This window comes from Mycolicibacterium sp. CBM1 (assembly GCF_054073305.1).
This window is the reverse complement of record NZ_JBSXPP010000003.1, coordinates 34,412-51,855: the sequence shown is the minus strand read 5'-3', so window position 1 is coordinate 51,855 and position 17,444 is coordinate 34,412. Positions and strand designations below refer to the sequence as shown.

Below are 17,444 nucleotides of genomic sequence, written 5' to 3'. Positions count from 1 at the left end.
AGCTACCTGCTTCCCGACCTGATGGTGCTTCTCCCTGCCAGACCGCTGCCGACCCCGGTGACGCGATCAGCGGCCAGCCGCCCCGACAGCAGCGCGGTGGGCATACCGACGCCCGGAATCGTCGAGCCGCCAGCGAGGACCGCGTTGTCGATGCCGCGCACGGTGTTGGCCGGCCGGAACGGACCGGTCTGGCCGAAGGTGTGCGCCAGGGCGAACGGCGTCCCGGCCGCCATCCCCTGCCGGGCCCAGTCCGCAGGGGTGACGACGTCGAGAATGTCGGCGTCCGCCTCCAAGCCCGGCACCAGGCGCTGGACGGCGGTGGCGACCACACGGCGCGCGTAGTCATCGCCGGTCGAGGCCCAGTCAATCCTGCCCACGTCCAGATTGGGCGCAGGCGCAAGGACGAAGAGCAGGTCCCGCCCCGGCGGGGCCAGCCCGGGGTCGCCGGCGGTCGGGCGGGTGACCAGCAACGAGGGGTCGCTCATCAGTTCGCCGTCGCGGATGATCTCCTCGAAAGTGCCGGCCCACTTGGCCCCGAAGCTGATGTTGTGGTGCGCCAGCCGGTCCCCGACGGACGGACAGCCGACGTGGACGACCACCGCCGACGGCGCGGGCCGTATCTTGATCAACCGCCGTGGCGTGCGCCCGAGCAGCTGATAGGTCAGCGGCAGCTCGGTCGTGAGAACCACTGCGTCACAAGCGATCCGATCACCCTCTGCGGTACGCACCGCGGTCACCCGGGACCCGGAACGCTCCAGGGAGCTGACGCTGGTGTTGTACCGGAACCGCACCCCGGCCCGCTCGGCGACAGCGGCCAGGGCCTCGGGCACCGCCCGCATACCGCCGCGCGGGAAGTACACGCCGGCAACGGTGTCCATGTAGGCGATCACCGCGTAAGCAGCCAGCGCCTGCTGCGGCGGCACACCGGCGTAGAGCGCCTGGAAGGTGAAGATGCGTTGCACGCGTTCGTCGGTGATGAACTTGCCGATCATCCGCTCCCAGCCGCGGAAGCCGCCGATGGCGGCCAGTTTGGCGAGTTGAGGGGTCAGCAGCGACAGCGGCGAATCGAAGTTGTCGGCGATGAAACCGTTGAATTCCAGCCGGTAGAGCTCGGTCAGCCAGGCCCGCAACCGCCGGTAACCCGCGGCCTGCTCGGCACCGGCGAAAGCCTCGATGGCCGAAGACATCTTGGCTTCGTCGGTGTGGACGTCCAATGCGCTGCCGTCGGCGAACGTCGCTCGGTAGGCGGGGTCGACGGGCATCAGCTGGAGGTGATCGGCCATCGAGGCACCGACTGCGGCGAACGCGTCCTCGATGATGTCGGGCATCGTCAACACGGTCGGACCGGTGTCGATGCGGTACCCGCGGATGTCAGCCTGGCCCATGCGCCCACCGGGGAACGGGTAGCGCTCGACGACGGTGACGGCGCGCCCGCGACCGGCCAACTGCAGAGCCGCGGACAAACCCGATAGCCCCGCTCCGACCACCACGACGTGGTCGGTGGGACCCGGTACGGTACGCATCACTGTCTCCTCGTCATCAGGTCACCCGCAGGGTGCACACCGCAGCCATGTTGGCCAACGCGGACTGCGCCCACGTGTCAATTCTGTTGTCACAAATGTATTCCCGGGCCGTTTCGATCCGTTCGAGAATGAGGTCGTCGATCCACTCGACGGCGCCGGTGGCCACGATCAGGTTTCGCCAGCGGGCGATGTCGGTGTCGTCGAGTTCCTCTGAGTTCATCAAGTCGGTGAACTGGCGCCGGATCGCGGCGTCGGCCATCTGGTATGCGGCCACCACGACACTGGTCGCCTTGCGCTCGGCGAGGTCGCCGCCGATCGGCTTCCCGGTGACTGCCGGGGAGCCGAAAACGCCCAGGACGTCGTCGCGGAGTTGGAACGCCTCGCCGACCGCGCTGCCGTAGGCACCCAGAACGTCGATCAGATCCTCGCGGCCGGCCATCGCGGCGCCGAGTTCCAGCGGTCGGCGCACCGTGTAGTTACCAGATTTACGGCGGGCCACGTCGAGAACCTCATCGAGGGTGGGCAGCCCGGCGACGTCGTTGGCGACGTCGGCGAACTGGCCGACGGCCAGTTCGACGCGCATCAGGTCGTAGCGGCGCCAGGCCCGGTCCAGGGCGGCGTCAGGCACGCCGCTGTCACGCATCATCTGTTCGGCCCACACCAGGCACAGGTCGGAGAGCAGAATCGCCGCCGAGGCGCCGAAGCGCCGCCGCGACCCGGACAACCCGTGGTCACGGTGCCAGTGACCGAACTGCACATGGGCGGCGGGCTGGCCGCGGCGCAGCGGGGAATCGTCCATCACGTCGTCCTGCAGCAGCGCGAAGGCATGCAGAAGTTCCAGACCCGCCGCAGCGCGCAGCGCCGCGTCGTTGGGTTCCGCGCCGCACAGCCAGCCCAGGTACATGAAGGTCGAGCGCAGGCATTTTCCGCCGCTGAGGAACTGCCCCAGGACGTCGGCGGCGACGTCGATACCGGTCTCGGCCAGCGGTCCGGCGCAATGGGCGTCGACGAATTCCGCGACGTGAGCCAAGGCGGCCTGGCGGACCCCGTTGCGCCAGATCTCGAACTGCGCGTCGGGCGGCCCGAGCGTTGCCTCGGCCGCGGCCGGCAGGCGCGCGCCGCTACGAGAGAAGGCGTCGAATGCGCGCAATGGCTGCTCCTTCCCCATCGAGGGCTCTGTTCGCCCGGCCGAGTGCCTCGCTCGCATGCGGTACCCACGCGGGTGCGGCTGCAATCAGGCGCTCGTCGTCTCGATACCCAATTCAAAGCGAGGTGGGCCGCCGGCGCCGTCTCCACGGGCACATGGTCACGCACGCGTAATTTTCTGCAATCCCCGTTCAGCTGCGGATACCGCGCTCGACACGCGGACGAGCATCGCGTACTTCTCGTTCGAGGTCCTGGAGAACGTCGTCGACACGTTGGTCGAGCCCGACCAGAACCGCGAGATGCGGCCGGCACGACCCGGTGCGGGCTGACATGCTCATCGGGTGAACGCACATGACGTCATGGGCCCGCCCAAGGTATCGACGGTCGCAGGCTCGGTATCCACCACCGACAGCGCCGTCGTGGCCGGATCGGTCACCACGATCCGCAGTGCCGTCGTCACCGGTTCCATCGCCACCGCCGGCAGTGCCGTCGTCACCGGTTCCATCGCCACCGCCGGCAGCGCCCTCGTCGTGGGGTCGGTGGCCACCGCCGGCAGTGCCCTCGTCGTGGGGTCGGTGGCCACCGCCGGCAGTGCCCTCATCGTCGGCAGTGTCCTGAGCGTGCTGTCGGTGCTGTTGCGCAAATGCGTGGCGTGCGTGGCCTGCGTGGCCTGTCGCCGCTGCTCGGCATGTGTCGGCTGTGTGAGATGTACCGACTGCATCGGGTGTGTTGGGTGCTACAACTGCTCGGGACTGCGCAATGCGGTGGGGCTCCGCGACGTACACGCCTAGGTGATGTCGTCGACCGCCCATCCGAACAAGCATCCGAAGGGTTGAGTCATGACACAGCTGAGCGGAAAGGTCGCCCTGGTGACGGGCGCCTCGTCAGGCTTAGGGGCGGCAGTGGCGCGGGTGTTTGCCGAGCGCGGCGCCACGGTCTTCGGCATCGCGCGCGACACCGACCGGATGGCCGCGGTGTTCGAGTCGGTTCCCGGCGGGGGCTACGCCTCGGTGGACATCACCAGCGCGCAGGCATGCCGCGACGCGGTAACACTGTGCGCGGAACGCTTCGGCCGGCTCGACGTCCTGGTGAACGCGGCGGGCTTCCACCAGATGCGCCACACCGCATCGGTGTCCGACGAGGACTGGGACTACGACCTGGCGGTCAACCTCAACGGACCGTTCTATCTGTGCCGGGCCGCATTGCCCCACCTGCTGGAGTCCGGGGGCAACATCGTCAACGTCGCGTCGATCGCCGGCGTCGAGGGCGAGGTGTATTCGGCGGCGTACTGCGCCGCCAAGCACGGACTGGTCGGGCTGACCAAGGCGCTGGCCATCGAGTACACCAAGGATCGGCTGCGGGTGAACGTGGTGTGCCCCGGCGGTATGCTCACCCCGCAGGTGACCGAGTTCGCCACACCCGAAGACGCCGACTGGAACCTGATCATGCGGATCGCCGCTCCCCGCGGAATGATGGACCCCGGCGACGTGGCGAAGGTGATTGCGTTCCTGGCCAGCGACGACGCCGCGACCATCCACGGTGCGGTCTATACCGTCGACAATGGCAAGACGGCGGGCTGAGCCGGGGACGAACTCACGTGCGGCAGAAGACGTCTCGGTTGGGGCGCACCGACGGCACAGGCTATGCGCCGTCGCTGACCGGACCGCCCTCCTCCGCGATACTTGCGATCGGTCTCTGCTGTCGGCCCGGTGCTGTCAGCTCAGCCGCGGACCGTAGTCGACCGGTGTCAACAGAGGCGACGGCCGGTCGAGGTCAGCCCAGTATCGGTTCCGTATCGCGGTGGTGACCGGTCCGGGCGCACCGTCGCCCAGTGCGATGCCGTCCAGCGAAGTGATCGGGGTGACACCACCTGCGGTCGTGGTCGCGAACAGCTCGTCGGCGGCATACAACTCAGTGGAGGCGACGTCGCGAAGCTGGCTCGGAATCCCCAGCACGGCAGCAATTTCGAGTGCAGTTCGGCGGGTGATCCCCGGCAGGCAGTTGCGGCTGGGCGTGGCCAGACAACCGTCCTTGACGACGAACACGTTGAACCCCGGCCCCTCGGCCACGCAGTTGTCGGCGTCGAGCAGGATCGCCGTGTCGGCACCCCTATCCGCTGCCTCCCACTGGCTCGCCGTCAGGTCACCCCACTGGTGGTTCTTGATCGTGGGGTCCACGGTGTTGCGGCCGGCGCGGCGGACATGGCGGGGTACGACGGCGCTGGCGCCGGACATCTGCTGGTGCACCGGGAACACCCACAGGTAGGGGATCGCGTAGGCGTAGACCTGCGGGGCCAACTTCGTCAGGTCCTTCTCACCCGGAATCGCGCCGAAGCCACGGGTGATGGAGATGTGCAGGAACGCTTCGCGCAGCTGGGAGCGGGCGACCACGCCCAGCGCGATCTCCCGGATATCGGCTCGGCTCAGGGGTGCCGACAGCCGCAGCCTGGCGGCGCCGTCGAGAAGACGTTCCAGATGATCCTCGAGCCGGAAGACCTGGCCATGCCATACCGCGGCGACGGTGTAGGTCACATCCGAGTGGCCGTAGCCGGCATCGAAGATCGAGATCCGGGCCCGAGAGTGCGGCACGTACTCGCCTTCGATCCAGGCACAGCCGCCTGCGAACGGCGATGACCAGTCCACGGCATAGTCGCTGTAGGCCATCACCGCCCCGGTGGGCATGGGTTCACTCACCGGCAGCACTGTGGTGTTCACGCCACACCCGCTAGCTCACCGAGCCGGGTGAGCACGTCGTACACCGCCCCCACGATCTGGTCGAACTCAGCAGTGTCAGCCACCAGCGGCGGTGCCACCGACATGATGGGATCGCCGCCCTCCAAGGAAACCCGCAGCAGCACACCGCGTTCCACTAGCGGATCGCCCAACAGTTCGGCGCCGTAGAAGTGGCTCTTGTCGGCATCGCTGAGCGGCCGCCCGTCGGGGTAGGTGCTGATCATCTCGATGGCGTGGAAGTAACCGCTGCCTCGGGTGTCTGCGACGATCGGAAGTGCGCGCAGGGTCGCCAGTTTCCCGGTCAGCTCCGCTTCCTTCGCCCGCACATGTGCGTTGATCCCGAGTTCATCCATGAGTTCGAGGTTGCGCAGCGCCACCGCCGCCATCACCGGATGTCCGCCGAAGGTGTTGCCGTGCCGGAACATGGTGCCCTCGGCACGGAACTGCGCTGCGACTTCCTGGGCGACCAGGACCGCTCCGATGACAGCATGGGCAGAGCTGAGACCCTTTGCCGTGGTGATGATGTCGGGCTCGACATCGTATCGGGTCGACCCGAACCACTCGCCGAGGCGGCCGAAGGCGGTCACCGTCTCATCGGCGACCAGCAGGATTCCGTATTGGTCGCAGAGCGCGCGGACACCGGCGTGGTAGCCGGCGGGAGGTACCAGCGCGCCGCCGTGGCTCTGGACCGGCTCCAGGATCACCATCGCCACCGTCGACGGGTCCTCGGTTCGAATGCGACGTTCGAGGTCTTCGAGCAGGAACGCAGTGAACGCTTCCTCAGTCTCGCCATCCGGGCGCCCGAGCCTGCGGGTGTTGGCGACGTGCGAAGCACCGGGCAGCAGTGGTTCGAACGTTGTCCGGATGTCGGTGATGCCGTTGAGGGACAGTGCGCCCAGCGTGGTCCCGTGAAATGCCATCTCCCGGCCGATGGCCTTCCACCGGTGCTCGCCCCGAAGCCGGTGATACTGCCGCGCGATCTTCCACGCGGCTTCCACCGACTCTCCGCCGCTAGGAGTCAGGAACACGTGGCTGAGGTTCTCGGGCGCCAATTCGATCAGGCGCGTGGCCAATTCGATGGCCGCAGGGTGGGTGGAGCCCCAGCTGGAGTGGTAGCCAAGCTGACAGTACTGCGCCAGCGCGGCCTGGCCCAGTTCCTCACCGTAGCTGTAGCCGAGGTTGACACAGAACAGGTTGGACAACCCGTCGAGGTATCGCCGACCCTCGGTGTCGATCAGGTAGCAGCCTTCACCGCCGACCATGACGGGCAACTGGGTCCGGTCGGTGGCGGAATGCGCGGCGAAGTGCCGCCACAGATGGGCGTCGGCGTCGGCCCTGAGGCCATCGGTGGTGTGCAAGGTGGTGACGGTCACGGGTACTCCTGTGTACGTAGCGTGGAATCAATTTTGAGTCAGTGCAAGGACATTCGCGTATCGCTCGGGGCGGTTCTTGCGCAGCCACATAGCCGCACCAGCTCCGAGTGCGGCAAAGGCTGGGACCGCGAGCGCCATGGAGTAGGCGAATCCGGGTTCCTTACCCACCAGATCCGGGAAGTACCAGAACGTCACCAGCACCAGACCGGCGAGAGCGACAAAACCGGCAGACGGCAGAATCTTTGTCTGCCAAGGCTTGTCATCAGCACCGGTACGGACGAAGAAGACGACTGTGGACAGACAGGTCAGGCCCAGCAGGGTGAAGAAGCCCAGGGCGGACAATCCGGCGAACCAGCCGAAGATCTCGGTCACGGGGTCGAGTTGGAAGCCGAGGGCGACCACGAACAATACCAGCGTAACGATCGTGGCCAGGGCGGATGCGGCGTGCGGCGAACCGTAGCGCGAGTGCACCGAGCCGAGACGGGTCGGCAGCACTCCGGAGCGTCCGAGGGTGTGACCGTACCGGGCGAGGATGTTGTGCAACGACAATGCGCAGGCGAAGAGGCTTGTCGCGACCAGGATCTGGATGACGTCGGACAGGATTGGGGCGACGAACCGTTCAGCGGGCCCGAGCAGGTATTGAGCGCCCTGCAAAGACGCGCCTTGGAGTTCCGCGGCCGACCAACCCTGCGAGATGATCCACGTCGACAGGGAGTAGAACAGGCCGATGAACCCGATCGCCAGGTATGTCGCGCGCGGTACGGTACGGTCCGGGTCCACCGCCTCGTCTCGGTAGACTGCGGTCGCCTCGAACCCGATGAAAGCCGTGCCGCACAGCATGGCGCTGACGGCGAACGACGAACCGCTCGGGAAGATCGTCGAGGGGGTCAACCCGGTCGCGGAGATGCCGTGGTCGCCGCCGTGCGCCAACACCCCGACGTCGACGATGACCACGACCAGCACCTCGAGTGCCAGGGCAATGCCCAGCACCTTGGCGGTCAGGTCAATCTTGTTGTAGCCCAATATCGCAATCACTGCGACCCCCAGCAGAGTCAACACCCACCAGGGGACTTCCGGGCCGCCCAGCAAGGTGATGACGGCCGAGGTGTTGACGCCCATGAACGCGCAGATACCGAACTGGATCGAGGTGTAGGTGAGCCACGAGACCGCGGCCGCAGCCATGCCTGCCACCGGCCCGAGTCCGTGGCCGACGTAGGCATAGAAAGCACCGTTGTTGGCGATCTTGCGCGACATCGCGGCCAGCGCCACGGCGAACAGCAGCATGGCGAGGGCGACCAGGGCGAAGGTCCCGGCAGCGCCGGTACCGTTGCCCAAACCGATCGCCAGTGGCGCGCCACCTGCCATCACACCCAACGGCGCCGCAGTGGCAACCACCATCAGCGTGATGGCTGTGACGCCCAGGTTGCCGCGCAGCCGCGCAGAGCCCTCTACCCGCTCCATCTGTTGGTGTTCTGTCATGGTGATCCTCTGGTCTGGTCGCTGGTACCGATGAGTCAGCCAGGAGTTCGTTTCCGAGATGTTTCAGATGCAGATGCTTCGAGCGGAACCATCGGCGCGTAGCCGAAGCAGGCAGAAAAACCAACCTGACGTTCGTTCAGCCGAAGATTCTGTGGCCATGCATCAACTCAGCGGTGGTTTTATGCTCGAACGGACTCTCGAACGAAATGCCCCTGATTGGAGTCCGGATGCGTTACCTCATCGCAGAAGACGAACCGGCAGCCGCACTTGATGACATCGACGAGGTGCTGCTGTGGGAGTTGACCCGGAATTCGCGGATCTCCAACGCGGCGCTGGCCGAGGCGGCGGGCATCGCCCCGTCCACCTGCCACCACCGGGTGAAGGCGCTGCAAGACGCCGGCGTGTTGCAGTCTTACCACGCGCAGATCGACCTGGACGCCGTCGGACTGCCGCTGCAAGCGATCATCTCGATCCGGTTGCACACACAGGCGCGGGGCCGAGTCCGGGAGTATGCGCGCAAGGCGATTCTGCTGCCGCAGGTGCTCAACCTGTTCTACATCGGCGGGCAGGTGGACTTCCTCATCCACGTAGCCTGCACGTCGAGCTCACAACTACGCGACATCGTGGCAGCCAAGCTGAGCTCGGACCCGATCGTTGCGTCGACCGACACCAGCATCGTCTTCGACCACATGGCTGGGGTGCAGTACATGGACCACGTCACGGGATTCCGCGACGTCCGCATGCCCATCGACGACACCCCACTGTGGCCGCCGGCGGATCCGCGAGTATCACGTCGAGACCACTGAACCATCCTTTCGATCGGCGACCATCCGCAGCCGGCTGATCACAAAGCTCGAGGGTCTCGTCGCGTTTATGGAAAGCGAAGCGCGCCAGGCGATTCCACTGTGCGGCGTGCGGAGCACCGGCCGCAGAACGCGGATAACGGACTGCAGCCGGCCGGCAACCCGGTTCTAGTGGCTGCCCCGACGCCGCAACCGCCAGTGTCAACTGCTGACGGCGGCATCAGTCCGGGCGGCACTGGAAATGGCGGCGGATGCCGGCCAGCATCTGGGCGTGGGCGGCCAGCGCCTGGGCTACGGTGACACCGAGCAGCGGCCACGGCCCGCGGAACCGGCGAGCGTTCGCTCCTCGAAACGAGCCATCAGTGCTCGTCGTCGAGCCTCAGACGGCCGCCTGCTGCAACACGCCGACCTGGTCCGGGCAATAGGTGCCGATGGCGGCGCCGAGGAACTGCAACGCCTGGCCCTGGTCGGTGCCCATCGGGAGGTTGGTCAACAGGAACTTGGCGGAGGCGTACGCATCCTTGTCCAAGCCGGTGGCCAGCCGCTTGCAGGTGATCTTGCCGATCCACGCGTTGTAGTCACGAGGCCCGTAGATCCCAAACGTGTGCAGCTGGTTGGCGAAGTCGGTGTCCGGATCGGCATGCGACGGCGCGGCCAGAACGACGGGCGCGACAACGGCCGCCGCAGCGACCATGGCAAGCCTCGTAAGCTTCATGTGCGAGATTGTAGGCCAGCTAAACACCTCCGCGACACCCATCGGCCCAAGTGATATCCGAAAACTTCGGTTGGGCTCTCCCCCAACGCGAGTTGCACTGACCCCGACCGGCGGAATGACCCGCGACAGGCCCGCCACCCGTCACACCGGCGCCGATTGTGCCGTCAGGCACCAATACCGGACGAGAATCGGGTAGCGGAACCAACCGGGGTATCGTGCGATCAGTTAAGTGAGCTAATCTCTCAGTTAAGTCGGCTAACCTGTCGCGACGCGGGAAGATGGGGATCAGATGACACGGACGGGCGCCTGCCGATGAACTCAGCGGGACCGACCTCGTTGTTCGTGTCGGCAGCGTTCGTGCCGGCTGCGTAGCTCTTCGGGGATTTCAATGGTCAAGCTCTTCAGGCGGGTGTGGATGCCGGTGGTCATCGTGATCGTCGTGGCGATCGCGGGCTTCGCCGTATTCCGGCTACACGGCGTGTTCGGCAAGACCGAACTCACCCGCGCCGGCAGCGGCCTGGCCAACGACACCAAGCCGTTCAACCCCAAGCAGGTCACCTACGAGATCTTCGGCCCGCAGGGCGCGGTCGCGACCATCAACTATCTGGACCTGGACGCGCAGCCGCAGATCGTCCGCGACGCCACCTTGCCATGGTCACTCACGCTGACCACCACCGCGCCTGCGGCCAGCGCCAACATCGTCGCCCAGGGTGACACCGACACGATCGGTTGCCGCATCTTCGTCAACGGCGAACTCAAGGACGAGAAGACCTCGACCGGCGTCAACGCCCAGACCTTCTGCCTGGTGAAGTCCGCATGACCGACCAACACCACGGCGCCCGCCCGGGTCTGCCCCGGTTCATCCGGATGTTCTCGGTGCCGATCCTGCTGTTCTGGCTCGGACTGGTCGTCGTGCTCAACGTCGCCGTACCCCAGCTGGAAGTGGTCAGCCAGGAACATTCGGTGTCGCTGGCCCCCGATGACGCCCCGTCGCTGAAGGCGATGAAGCGGGTCGGCGCGGACTTCCAGGAATTCAAGTCCAACAGCTCGGTGATGATCCTGCTCGAGGGCGACCATCAGCTCGACGACGAGGCGCACCAGTACTACGCCGGTCTGGTCGAAAAGCTTCGGGCCGACACCAAACACGTCGAGCACATTCAGGATTTCTGGGGCGATCCCCTCACCGCGGCCGGGTCGCAGAGCTCCGACGGCAAAGCCGCCTACGTGCAGCTCTACCTGGCCGGCAATCTCGGCGAGGCGATGGCCAACGAGTCGGTGGACGCGGTCCGCAAGATCGTGGCCGAGGACCCGCCGCCGGCCGGCCTCAAGGTCTACGTCACCGGCCCCTCGGCGTTGAGCCACGACCAGCACACCGCCGGCGACAAGAGCGTCAAGCTGATCACGGCGGTGACCATCGCCGTCATCTTCGTCATGCTCCTGCTGGTCTACCGCTCGATCACCACGGTGGTCCTGGTGCTGGTCATGGTGTTCGTGCAACTGTCGGCGGCCCGCGGGATCATCGCGTTCCTGGGTAACGCCAACATCCTCGGCCTGTCGACGTTCGCGGTGAACCTGCTGACCACCCTGGCGATAGCCGCTGCCACCGACTACGCGATCTTCCTCATCGGCCGGTACCACGAGGCGCGCCTCAGTGGTGAGGACCGGGAGAGCGCGTACTACACCATGTTCCACGGCACCGCCCACGTGATCCTCGGCTCCGGCCTGACCATCGCCGGTGCGACGCTGTGCCTGCACTTCACCCGGCTCAACTACTTCAAGTCGCTGGGCTTCCCACTCTCGATCGGCATGCTCATCGCGGTGCTGGCCGCGCTGACCATGGGCCCCGCGTTGATCACGGTCGGCAGCCGGTTCGGCTTGTTCGAGCCCAAGCGCAAGATGAACACCCACACCTGGCGTCGGGTCGGCACGGCGGTCGTGCGTTGGCCCGCACCGATCCTGGCCGCCTCCATCGTGCTGGCGCTGATCGGCCTGCTTGCCCTGCCCTCGTACAAGACGAACTACAACGACCGCAACTACCTGCCCAAGGACATCCCGGCCAATCAGGGTTACGCCGCCGCCGACCGGCACTTCCCGCAGGCCAGAATGAACCCCGAGCTGCTGCTTATCGAGTCCGATCACGACGTCCGCAACCCGGCCGACATGCTGGTCGTCGACCGGGTGGCCAAGTCGATCTTCCACATCCCGGGCATCGGCCGGGTCCAGACGATCACCCGCCCGCTGGGCACCCCGATCGAGCACACCTCGATCCCGTTCATCATCAGCATGCAGGGCACCAACCAGACGATGAACATGTCCTATCTGCAAGATCGGATGAAGGACATGCTGAAGATGGGTGACGAGCTGCAGGTCACCATCGACACGATGGAACGCATGCTGGCCCTGACCACCACCATGGTCGGGATCACGCACAGCATGGTCACCAAGACCAAGCAGATGGTCGCCGACACCAACGAGATCCGGAACAACCTGGCCAACTTCGACGACTTCTTCCGGCCGATCCGCAACTACCTCTACTGGGAACCGCACTGCTACGACATCCCGGTCTGCTGGACACTGCGGTCGATCTTCGACGCCCTCGACGGAGTCGACGCGCTCAGCGACGATCTGGGGTCGATGGTCGTCGACATGGACAAGCTCGACATCCTGATGCCGAAGATGGTCAAGATCATGCCGCCGATGATCGCGACCATGAAATCGATGAAGACGACCATGCTGACCTTGCAGGCCAGTATGGGCGGGCTGCAGGATCAGATGCAGGCCATGCAGGAAAATGCCACGGCCATGGGGCAGGCGTTCGACGCGTCCAAAAACGACGACTCGTTCTACCTGCCGCCCGAGGTCTTCGACAACCCGGAGTTCAAGCGCGGCCTGAAGATGTTCGTCTCACCGGACGGAAAAGCCGTGCGGTTCATTATCTCCCACGAGGGCGACCCGGCGACGCCGGAGGGCATCTCGCACATCGACAAGATCAAGAACGCCGCGTTCGAGGCGATCAAGGGCACCCCGCTGGAAGGGTCCCGGGTCTACCTGGGCGGCACCGCATCGACCTACAAGGACATGCAGCACGGCGCCAACTACGACCTGCTAATCGCCGGGATCGCCGCCCTGTGCCTGATCTTCATCATCATGCTGATGATCACCAGAAGTGTGGTGGCCGCCGCGGTGATCGTCGGGACGGTGGTGTTGTCGCTCGGCGCCTCGTTCGGCCTGTCGGTGCTGATCTGGCAGCACATCATCGGGCTCCCGCTGCACTGGATGGTCATCGCGATGGCCGTCATCATCCTGCTGGCGGTCGGATCCGACTACAACCTGCTGCTGGTCGCCCGCTTCAAGGAGGAAATCCACGCCGGACTCAACACCGGGATCATCCGCGCGATGGCCGGCAGCGGTTCCGTGGTCACCTCGGCGGGACTGGTGTTCGCGTTCACCATGGCTTCGATGGTTATCAGCGACCTCCGGGTCGCCGGGCAGGTCGGGACCACCATCGCGCTGGGCCTGTTGTTCGACACTCTTGTGGTGCGCTCGTTCATGACACCCTCGATAGCCGCGCTTCTCGGCCGGTGGTTCTGGTGGCCGCAACAGGTTCGGCAGCGGCCGGTGCCGGCGGCCTGGCCGACGCCGCGGGACGCCGCCGAGCGGCAGGCCGTACCCACCGGTCAGCACGGCGAACCGACCAGCTGACCCACGGTCCGACCCGACGGCCCGACACACCACGCCGAGCCGTCGAGGATCGACCCTGATGTCGCTCGAACTGCGCCACATCACCGCACTGCTGATCGGCGCCGGCATGTCGATTGTGCTGGCCCCTTGGCCGTTGCCGATCCACCGAACATCCCTGAACCCGGTTCGGAGTCGGCCGCCGCCACCATCCGCGACCTCGACGCCGCCGGTTACGACGCGCAGTGGCAGTACGAGAACGGCGCGCCCACTGCAACAGGTAGTTTCAGCGCTGTTGGCGCAGCGCGGTAACGGTTTCGAGGTCCTCAAGTGCCGCTACCGCGCGCCGCAAGCCCTCGAGGGCGATCGCGTCGTCCTGCATTCCGCCCAGACCTGCCGTGGCCAGCGCTGAAAAGTACGGGTGGACAACGGCTTGCCGATACCGGGTCCACAACTGGTTTTGGTCGAGGTGTGGCCCACCGTGCGCGGCCAGTGCATCGCGGTAGGTGTCGAGCAGCCGATGTTCCATCTCGGGCCGCTCGGCGCCCGGGGTGCCCAGGACGATGGCGTAGGCGAGGTCGCGGGCGGGATGCCCCCGACGGACCACCTGCCAGTCCAACAGCCCCGCCCGCCCGTCACGGAAGTAGGTGTTGCCGGGGTGGCAATCACCGTGCAGCACGGTGTGCGGTCCGCTGTCGATCGTGGCGGTGATGGCGGCGAAGTTCGCCCAGAGGTATTGGCCCGCATGCACCGGTATCGCCGTCGAACGCGCCAGGCGCCGAGCGGACATCCGCATCACCGCGGGCGTCAGCAGATTGGCGGGATCCTCCGACGGGGCCATCAACCAGCCGAATGGTCCACTGCCGCCTGACTTTTGCGGCAGCCGGCCCCAGAACGTGGCGTGCAGGCGAGCCAGCATCTCGACGACACCGGCCATCTGGTCGGCGGTCAGCGGGTGCAGGGTGTCGGGGAACACGCAGTCCTCGACCGACAAATCCTCCAGGACCACAACGTAGCGACCGGTCAACCGGTCGAACGCCGATCCGTACGCACGGGGAACACCCCCCGGGAGGTCCGGGGCCAGTTCGCGGTAGAACCGGGCTTCGGTCTCCCCCAGTGCGGCCAACTCCCCCAGCATCCGGATCCCAGCACGGGCGGCCGACATCTTGACGAAAACCGATGCCGGCACCCCGTCACCGGTCAGCGCCAGCCGCGCGCGCGTCGAGGTGCCCGCAGTAGCATCGAGGCGAGTCACCGTCGCCACCCGCGCCCCGACGACGGCCGACAGCGCCTCCGGGGTGAGCTCGCCGATGCGGCGCGGAAAGGGCCGTCGGCCGCCCAAGGCCCCATCGATGCCCACGCGGCGGACGCCACGACCGACATGAGCGCCGAAGCGCAGAACCGAACGCACCGTTGGACCCTACTCGCAGTGCCACCACCACGATTACAAAATCGGCCTAAAGTGTAAACTCCGCACAGAGTGCACAAGAAAGGCAACGTAATTGGGCATCGTGACCACCAGCTCGGCGACGGCGTTCAGCCATTCACCGGAGACGCTCTACGACTTCGTCACCAATCCGGGCAACTGGACCAAGACCTACCCGGGCAGCAATTACGTCGGAAAGCTCGACAAGCTGCCCCTGCAGATCGGCGACACCTGGGAGGAAGGCGGCCCCGACGGGGAACGCATCTTCACCTGGCATCTCGCGATCGCAGAGCGGCCCAAGTTGTGGATGTTCACCTCGGTGGGCCGACTCGGCCACGACCGGCAAGGCCAAGGCGGGATGGACGGCCGGATCACCGTCGAGTACCACTTCACCGAGCCCGGCGCCGGCATCACCTTGTTCACCAGAACGATGACCATCGAGGCACCCAAGGACGCCCCGATGCCCGACGGCTTCTTCCGGATCGTCAACCCGGCGAACATCGACCGCTATCACGCCGCGATCGAGCGGGAACTCACGGCAGGCCGTTGAGCCCGTGATGATGCGTGCCCGGCGGCATGGTCGGCGGCGGCGCTGCGGTGCTGGCAACCCCCACGCGCGCGAGAGCCTGTTTGCCAGGTAGTGATGTCCGAGATGTAGGCCCTGGTGAGTGAAAAGTTTGCGAGACTCGTGGCCAGAGTGAGTACTGAGGTTAGTCGGGTGCGGTACCGTCTGGTCAGGCACTGACAGCATTCACGCGATACGCATGCCGGGGGGTTTGCGACGGCGCCGGTGTCGGGAACCGAGCCAACAGGGGTGGACGTGATGAATCCGAACAAGAAAGCCTCGGCCTACGTGGGACGCCTCGGCGGTCTGGCGGTGTCGCTGGGCGTCGGAGCGGCGATCCTCGCCGCCGCGGGCGCAGCGTGGGCCGACTCGTCCGATTCGGGGAACTCCGGGTCGTCGGCAAGCGGCACGTCGGCGAGTTCAGCCAAGTCTGCCGCCGGCCCGCAGCGCACCAAGGCCTCCTCAGCACGGACGTCGAAACCCACCGCCCGTGCCACCGTCACCCCGGCGTCGCGCGCAGCGGCCTCGCGCACCCAGACTGCCGGGGCCACCCAGGCAACCGCGGCCGCGGTAAGCGCCCCGCCCGCCCTGACCCGGTTGCTGTCCGCCGCCGCCGTCGCAGTCACGAGCACCACGCCGGCCGTCCCCGCCCCCGAGCCGGTTGCGCCCCGGTCCGGGCTGGCCGGCTCGGCGCGGACCACGACTGCGGCGTCCACGGTGACGCCGAGTGCCTCCGCGGTGACGCCGAGTGCCTCCGGCACCGATGCCGCGACACTGACCGCGGCGGTGGCAACCTCGCCGAGCAGCCTGTCGTCGGCACCGGTGGGCTGGGTCACCGGCCAGGTCAACAGCGGGGGCTGGCCGCAGACCAACAACACCGCGGGGTTCGGGATCTGGGGCACCGACCTCGGGATCATGTGGGAGAACGGCCTGACCGGCAAGATCCAGCTGGCGTTCGGCGACACCTTCAGTGGGCCCGGCATGACCGGTGACTGGCGGTCCAATGTGCTGCTGCTGAGCACCGACACCAACCTGACCAACGGCCTGAGCCTGCTGCCCACGGGCTACGCCTACCAGTTCATCCCGCGGAATTCAGGTGCACTGTTCCCGTTACTGGGCTCCGAGGTGACGGTCATCCCGACCTCGGCCATCTCGGTGGCCAACCAGCAGTACGTCAACTACATGTCGGTGAAGTCCTGGGACACCCCAGGTCGGTGGACCACCAACTACTCGGCGATCTCGATGTACAACGAGGCGACCGACAAATGGGTGACGATCTCGTCGACGATCCGTTCGGCGAGCTGGTTCGGCTCGTCAAAGCCCTATGTCCCCGGCAATCAGAACTTCCAGCAGGCCGCCTACGTCCTGCAGCCCGCCGACCAGGTCGCCGAGGGAGAGACCCAGTACCTTTACGCGTTCGGCACGCCGTCGGGCCGCGCCGGCTCGGCCTACCTGTCCCGGGTTGCCGTCGACGACGTCACCGACCTGGCGAAGTACCAGTACTGGAACGGCAAGGACTGGGTGACCGGCAAGCCGGTCGCCGCCACGCCGATCGTCGGTGACTCCACCCGTTCGGCCGGCCTGTTCGGCCCCATCATCGACTGGGCGAACAACCCGAACGTATTGGGCGGCATGCTCGGCGGACTGTTCGGCGCCAAGACAGGCGGCAACGTCAGCGAGATGTCGGTGCAGTACAACGACTACCTCGGCAAGTACGTGATGATGTACGCCGACGGCAACAACAACGTGAAGCTGCGGTATGCCGACGAGCCCAACGGCGAGTGGTCGGCACCGATCACGGTGGCCACGTCGGCGACGTACCCGGGGCTGTACGCGCCGATGATCCACCCGTGGTCGGGCACCGGCAAGCTCGTCGACAACAACGGCGATCCGGACGTCAGCACCCTGTACTGGAACATGTCGCTGTGGGGCAACTACAACGTCGTGCTGATGAAGACCGATCTGACCCCGCTGAAGACCACGCTCGTCTAGGGCCGCCGGCAC

At 66.4% G+C, this 17,444-nt stretch carries 16 protein-coding genes; 8 read left to right on the top strand and 8 right to left on the bottom strand.

Features of this window, described 5'->3' with window-relative positions:
* Positions 1-2 precede the first annotated feature (2 nt).
* Together crtI and ACXDF8_RS04750 are read right to left on the bottom strand one after the other, a co-directional pair.
* Positions 3-1,523, bottom strand: a complete 1,521-nt coding sequence (gene crtI / locus ACXDF8_RS04755; RefSeq protein ID WP_457222107.1) for a phytoene desaturase family protein — start codon at positions 1,521-1,523, stop codon at positions 3-5.
* A 16-nt stretch (positions 1,524-1,539) separates the two neighbouring features.
* Positions 1,540-2,691 carry a polyprenyl synthetase family protein gene (locus ACXDF8_RS04750; RefSeq protein WP_457222106.1) on the bottom strand — a complete coding sequence of 384 codons (1,152 nt, stop codon included), beginning with the start codon at positions 2,689-2,691 and terminating at the stop codon, positions 1,540-1,542.
* A gap of 337 nt (positions 2,692-3,028) precedes the next feature.
* Here ACXDF8_RS04750 and ACXDF8_RS04745 point away from each other — a divergent pair, with 337 nt between their 5' ends.
* Together ACXDF8_RS04745 and ACXDF8_RS04740 are read left to right on the top strand one after the other, a co-directional pair.
* Complete coding sequence (locus ACXDF8_RS04745) at positions 3,029-3,460, top strand: hypothetical protein (protein WP_457222359.1); 432 nt, start codon at positions 3,029-3,031, stop codon at positions 3,458-3,460.
* A 48-nt stretch (positions 3,461-3,508) separates the two neighbouring features.
* A complete protein-coding gene (locus tag ACXDF8_RS04740; protein WP_457222105.1) occupies positions 3,509-4,249 on the top strand; it encodes an SDR family NAD(P)-dependent oxidoreductase in 741 nt (246 codons plus the stop codon).
* A gap of 135 nt (positions 4,250-4,384) precedes the next feature.
* On the opposite strand, the gene ACXDF8_RS04735 is transcribed toward ACXDF8_RS04740, so the two are convergent.
* Genes ACXDF8_RS04735 through ACXDF8_RS04725 form a run of 3 tightly spaced genes read right to left on the bottom strand, consistent with a single transcriptional unit; the run spans position 4,385 to position 8,253 of the window.
* A complete protein-coding gene (locus ACXDF8_RS04735; protein WP_457222104.1) occupies positions 4,385-5,362 on the bottom strand; it encodes an aminotransferase class IV in 978 nt (325 codons plus the stop codon).
* A gap of 17 nt (positions 5,363-5,379) precedes the next feature.
* Positions 5,380-6,774: an aminotransferase class III-fold pyridoxal phosphate-dependent enzyme gene (locus ACXDF8_RS04730; protein ID WP_457222103.1), complete on the bottom strand. Its 1,395-nt coding sequence runs from the start codon at positions 6,772-6,774 to the stop codon at positions 5,380-5,382.
* A 27-nt stretch (positions 6,775-6,801) separates the two neighbouring features.
* Positions 6,802-8,253: an APC family permease gene (locus ACXDF8_RS04725; protein WP_457222102.1), complete on the bottom strand. Its 1,452-nt coding sequence runs from the start codon at positions 8,251-8,253 to the stop codon at positions 6,802-6,804.
* A gap of 206 nt (positions 8,254-8,459) precedes the next feature.
* Here ACXDF8_RS04725 and ACXDF8_RS04720 point away from each other — a divergent pair, with 206 nt between their 5' ends.
* Positions 8,460-9,059 (top strand): Lrp/AsnC family transcriptional regulator, encoded by a 600-nt coding sequence (locus ACXDF8_RS04720; protein ID WP_457222101.1) that lies wholly within the window; start codon positions 8,460-8,462, stop codon positions 9,057-9,059.
* Positions 9,060-9,435: 376 nt separating this feature from the next.
* Here ACXDF8_RS04720 and ACXDF8_RS04715 read toward each other — a convergent pair whose 3' ends face one another.
* Entirely contained in the window at positions 9,436-9,771 is a 336-nt protein-coding gene (locus ACXDF8_RS04715) for a DUF732 domain-containing protein (RefSeq protein WP_457222100.1), read from the bottom strand.
* Positions 9,772-10,159: 388 nt separating this feature from the next.
* On the opposite strand from ACXDF8_RS04715, the gene ACXDF8_RS04710 reads away from it, so the two are divergent.
* From ACXDF8_RS04710 to ACXDF8_RS04700, 3 genes are all read left to right on the top strand, one after another.
* Complete coding sequence (locus tag ACXDF8_RS04710) at positions 10,160-10,591, top strand: MmpS family transport accessory protein (protein ID WP_457222099.1); 432 nt, start codon at positions 10,160-10,162, stop codon at positions 10,589-10,591.
* On the top strand, positions 10,588-13,473 hold the full coding sequence (locus ACXDF8_RS04705; protein WP_457222098.1) for an MMPL/RND family transporter: 2,886 nt from the start codon (positions 10,588-10,590) through the stop codon (positions 13,471-13,473). The genes ACXDF8_RS04710 and ACXDF8_RS04705 overlap by 4 nt, the downstream gene beginning before the upstream one ends.
* A gap of 126 nt (positions 13,474-13,599) precedes the next feature.
* Complete coding sequence (locus tag ACXDF8_RS04700) at positions 13,600-13,761, top strand: hypothetical protein (RefSeq protein ID WP_457222097.1); 162 nt, start codon at positions 13,600-13,602, stop codon at positions 13,759-13,761.
* Here the strand turns inward: ACXDF8_RS04700 and ACXDF8_RS04695 are convergent.
* The gene (locus ACXDF8_RS04695; RefSeq protein WP_457222096.1) at positions 13,736-14,860 is read right to left on the bottom strand and encodes a phosphotransferase family protein; all 1,125 of its coding nucleotides are present in this window, start codon (positions 14,858-14,860) and stop codon (positions 13,736-13,738) included. The genes ACXDF8_RS04700 and ACXDF8_RS04695 overlap by 26 nt on opposite strands.
* A 91-nt stretch (positions 14,861-14,951) precedes the next feature.
* On the opposite strand from ACXDF8_RS04695, the gene ACXDF8_RS04690 reads away from it, so the two are divergent.
* Entirely contained in the window at positions 14,952-15,425 is a 474-nt protein-coding gene (locus tag ACXDF8_RS04690) for an SRPBCC family protein (protein WP_457222095.1), read from the top strand.
* A gap of 299 nt (positions 15,426-15,724) precedes the next feature.
* Here the strand turns inward: ACXDF8_RS04690 and ACXDF8_RS04685 are convergent, their stop codons facing one another.
* On the bottom strand, positions 15,725-16,276 hold the full coding sequence (locus tag ACXDF8_RS04685; RefSeq protein WP_457222094.1) for a hypothetical protein: 552 nt from the start codon (positions 16,274-16,276) through the stop codon (positions 15,725-15,727).
* Here ACXDF8_RS04685 and ACXDF8_RS04680 point away from each other — a divergent pair.
* Complete coding sequence (locus tag ACXDF8_RS04680; protein ID WP_457222093.1) at positions 16,263-17,432, top strand: glycoside hydrolase family 183 protein; 1,170 nt, start codon at positions 16,263-16,265, stop codon at positions 17,430-17,432. The genes ACXDF8_RS04685 and ACXDF8_RS04680 overlap by 14 nt on opposite strands.
* The last annotated feature ends 12 nt before the right edge of the window (positions 17,433-17,444 follow it).

What these genes read in the sequence shown, in the direction of transcription:
- ACXDF8_RS04750 (WP_457222106.1), bottom strand. Translation starts at nt 2,691, where the DNA reads ATGGGGAAGGAGCAGCCATTGCGCGCATTCGACGCCTTCTCTCGTAGC.
- ACXDF8_RS04740 (WP_457222105.1), top strand. Translation starts at nt 3,509, where the DNA reads ATGACACAGCTGAGCGGAAAGGTCGCCCTGGTGACGGGCGCCTCGTCA.
- ACXDF8_RS04725 (WP_457222102.1), bottom strand. Translation starts at nt 8,253, where the DNA reads ATGACAGAACACCAACAGATGGAGCGGGTAGAGGGCTCTGCGCGGCTG.
- ACXDF8_RS04720 (WP_457222101.1), top strand. Translation starts at nt 8,460, where the DNA reads ATGCCCCTGATTGGAGTCCGGATGCGTTACCTCATCGCAGAAGACGAA.
- ACXDF8_RS04715 (WP_457222100.1), bottom strand. Translation starts at nt 9,771, where the DNA reads ATGAAGCTTACGAGGCTTGCCATGGTCGCTGCGGCGGCCGTTGTCGCG.
- ACXDF8_RS04705 (WP_457222098.1), top strand. Translation starts at nt 10,588, where the DNA reads ATGACCGACCAACACCACGGCGCCCGCCCGGGTCTGCCCCGGTTCATC.
- crtI (WP_457222107.1), bottom strand. Translation starts at nt 1,523, where the DNA reads ATGCGTACCGTACCGGGTCCCACCGACCACGTCGTGGTGGTCGGAGCG.
- ACXDF8_RS04710 (WP_457222099.1), top strand. Translation starts at nt 10,160, where the DNA reads ATGGTCAAGCTCTTCAGGCGGGTGTGGATGCCGGTGGTCATCGTGATC.
- ACXDF8_RS04745 (WP_457222359.1), top strand. Translation starts at nt 3,029, where the DNA reads ATGGGCCCGCCCAAGGTATCGACGGTCGCAGGCTCGGTATCCACCACC.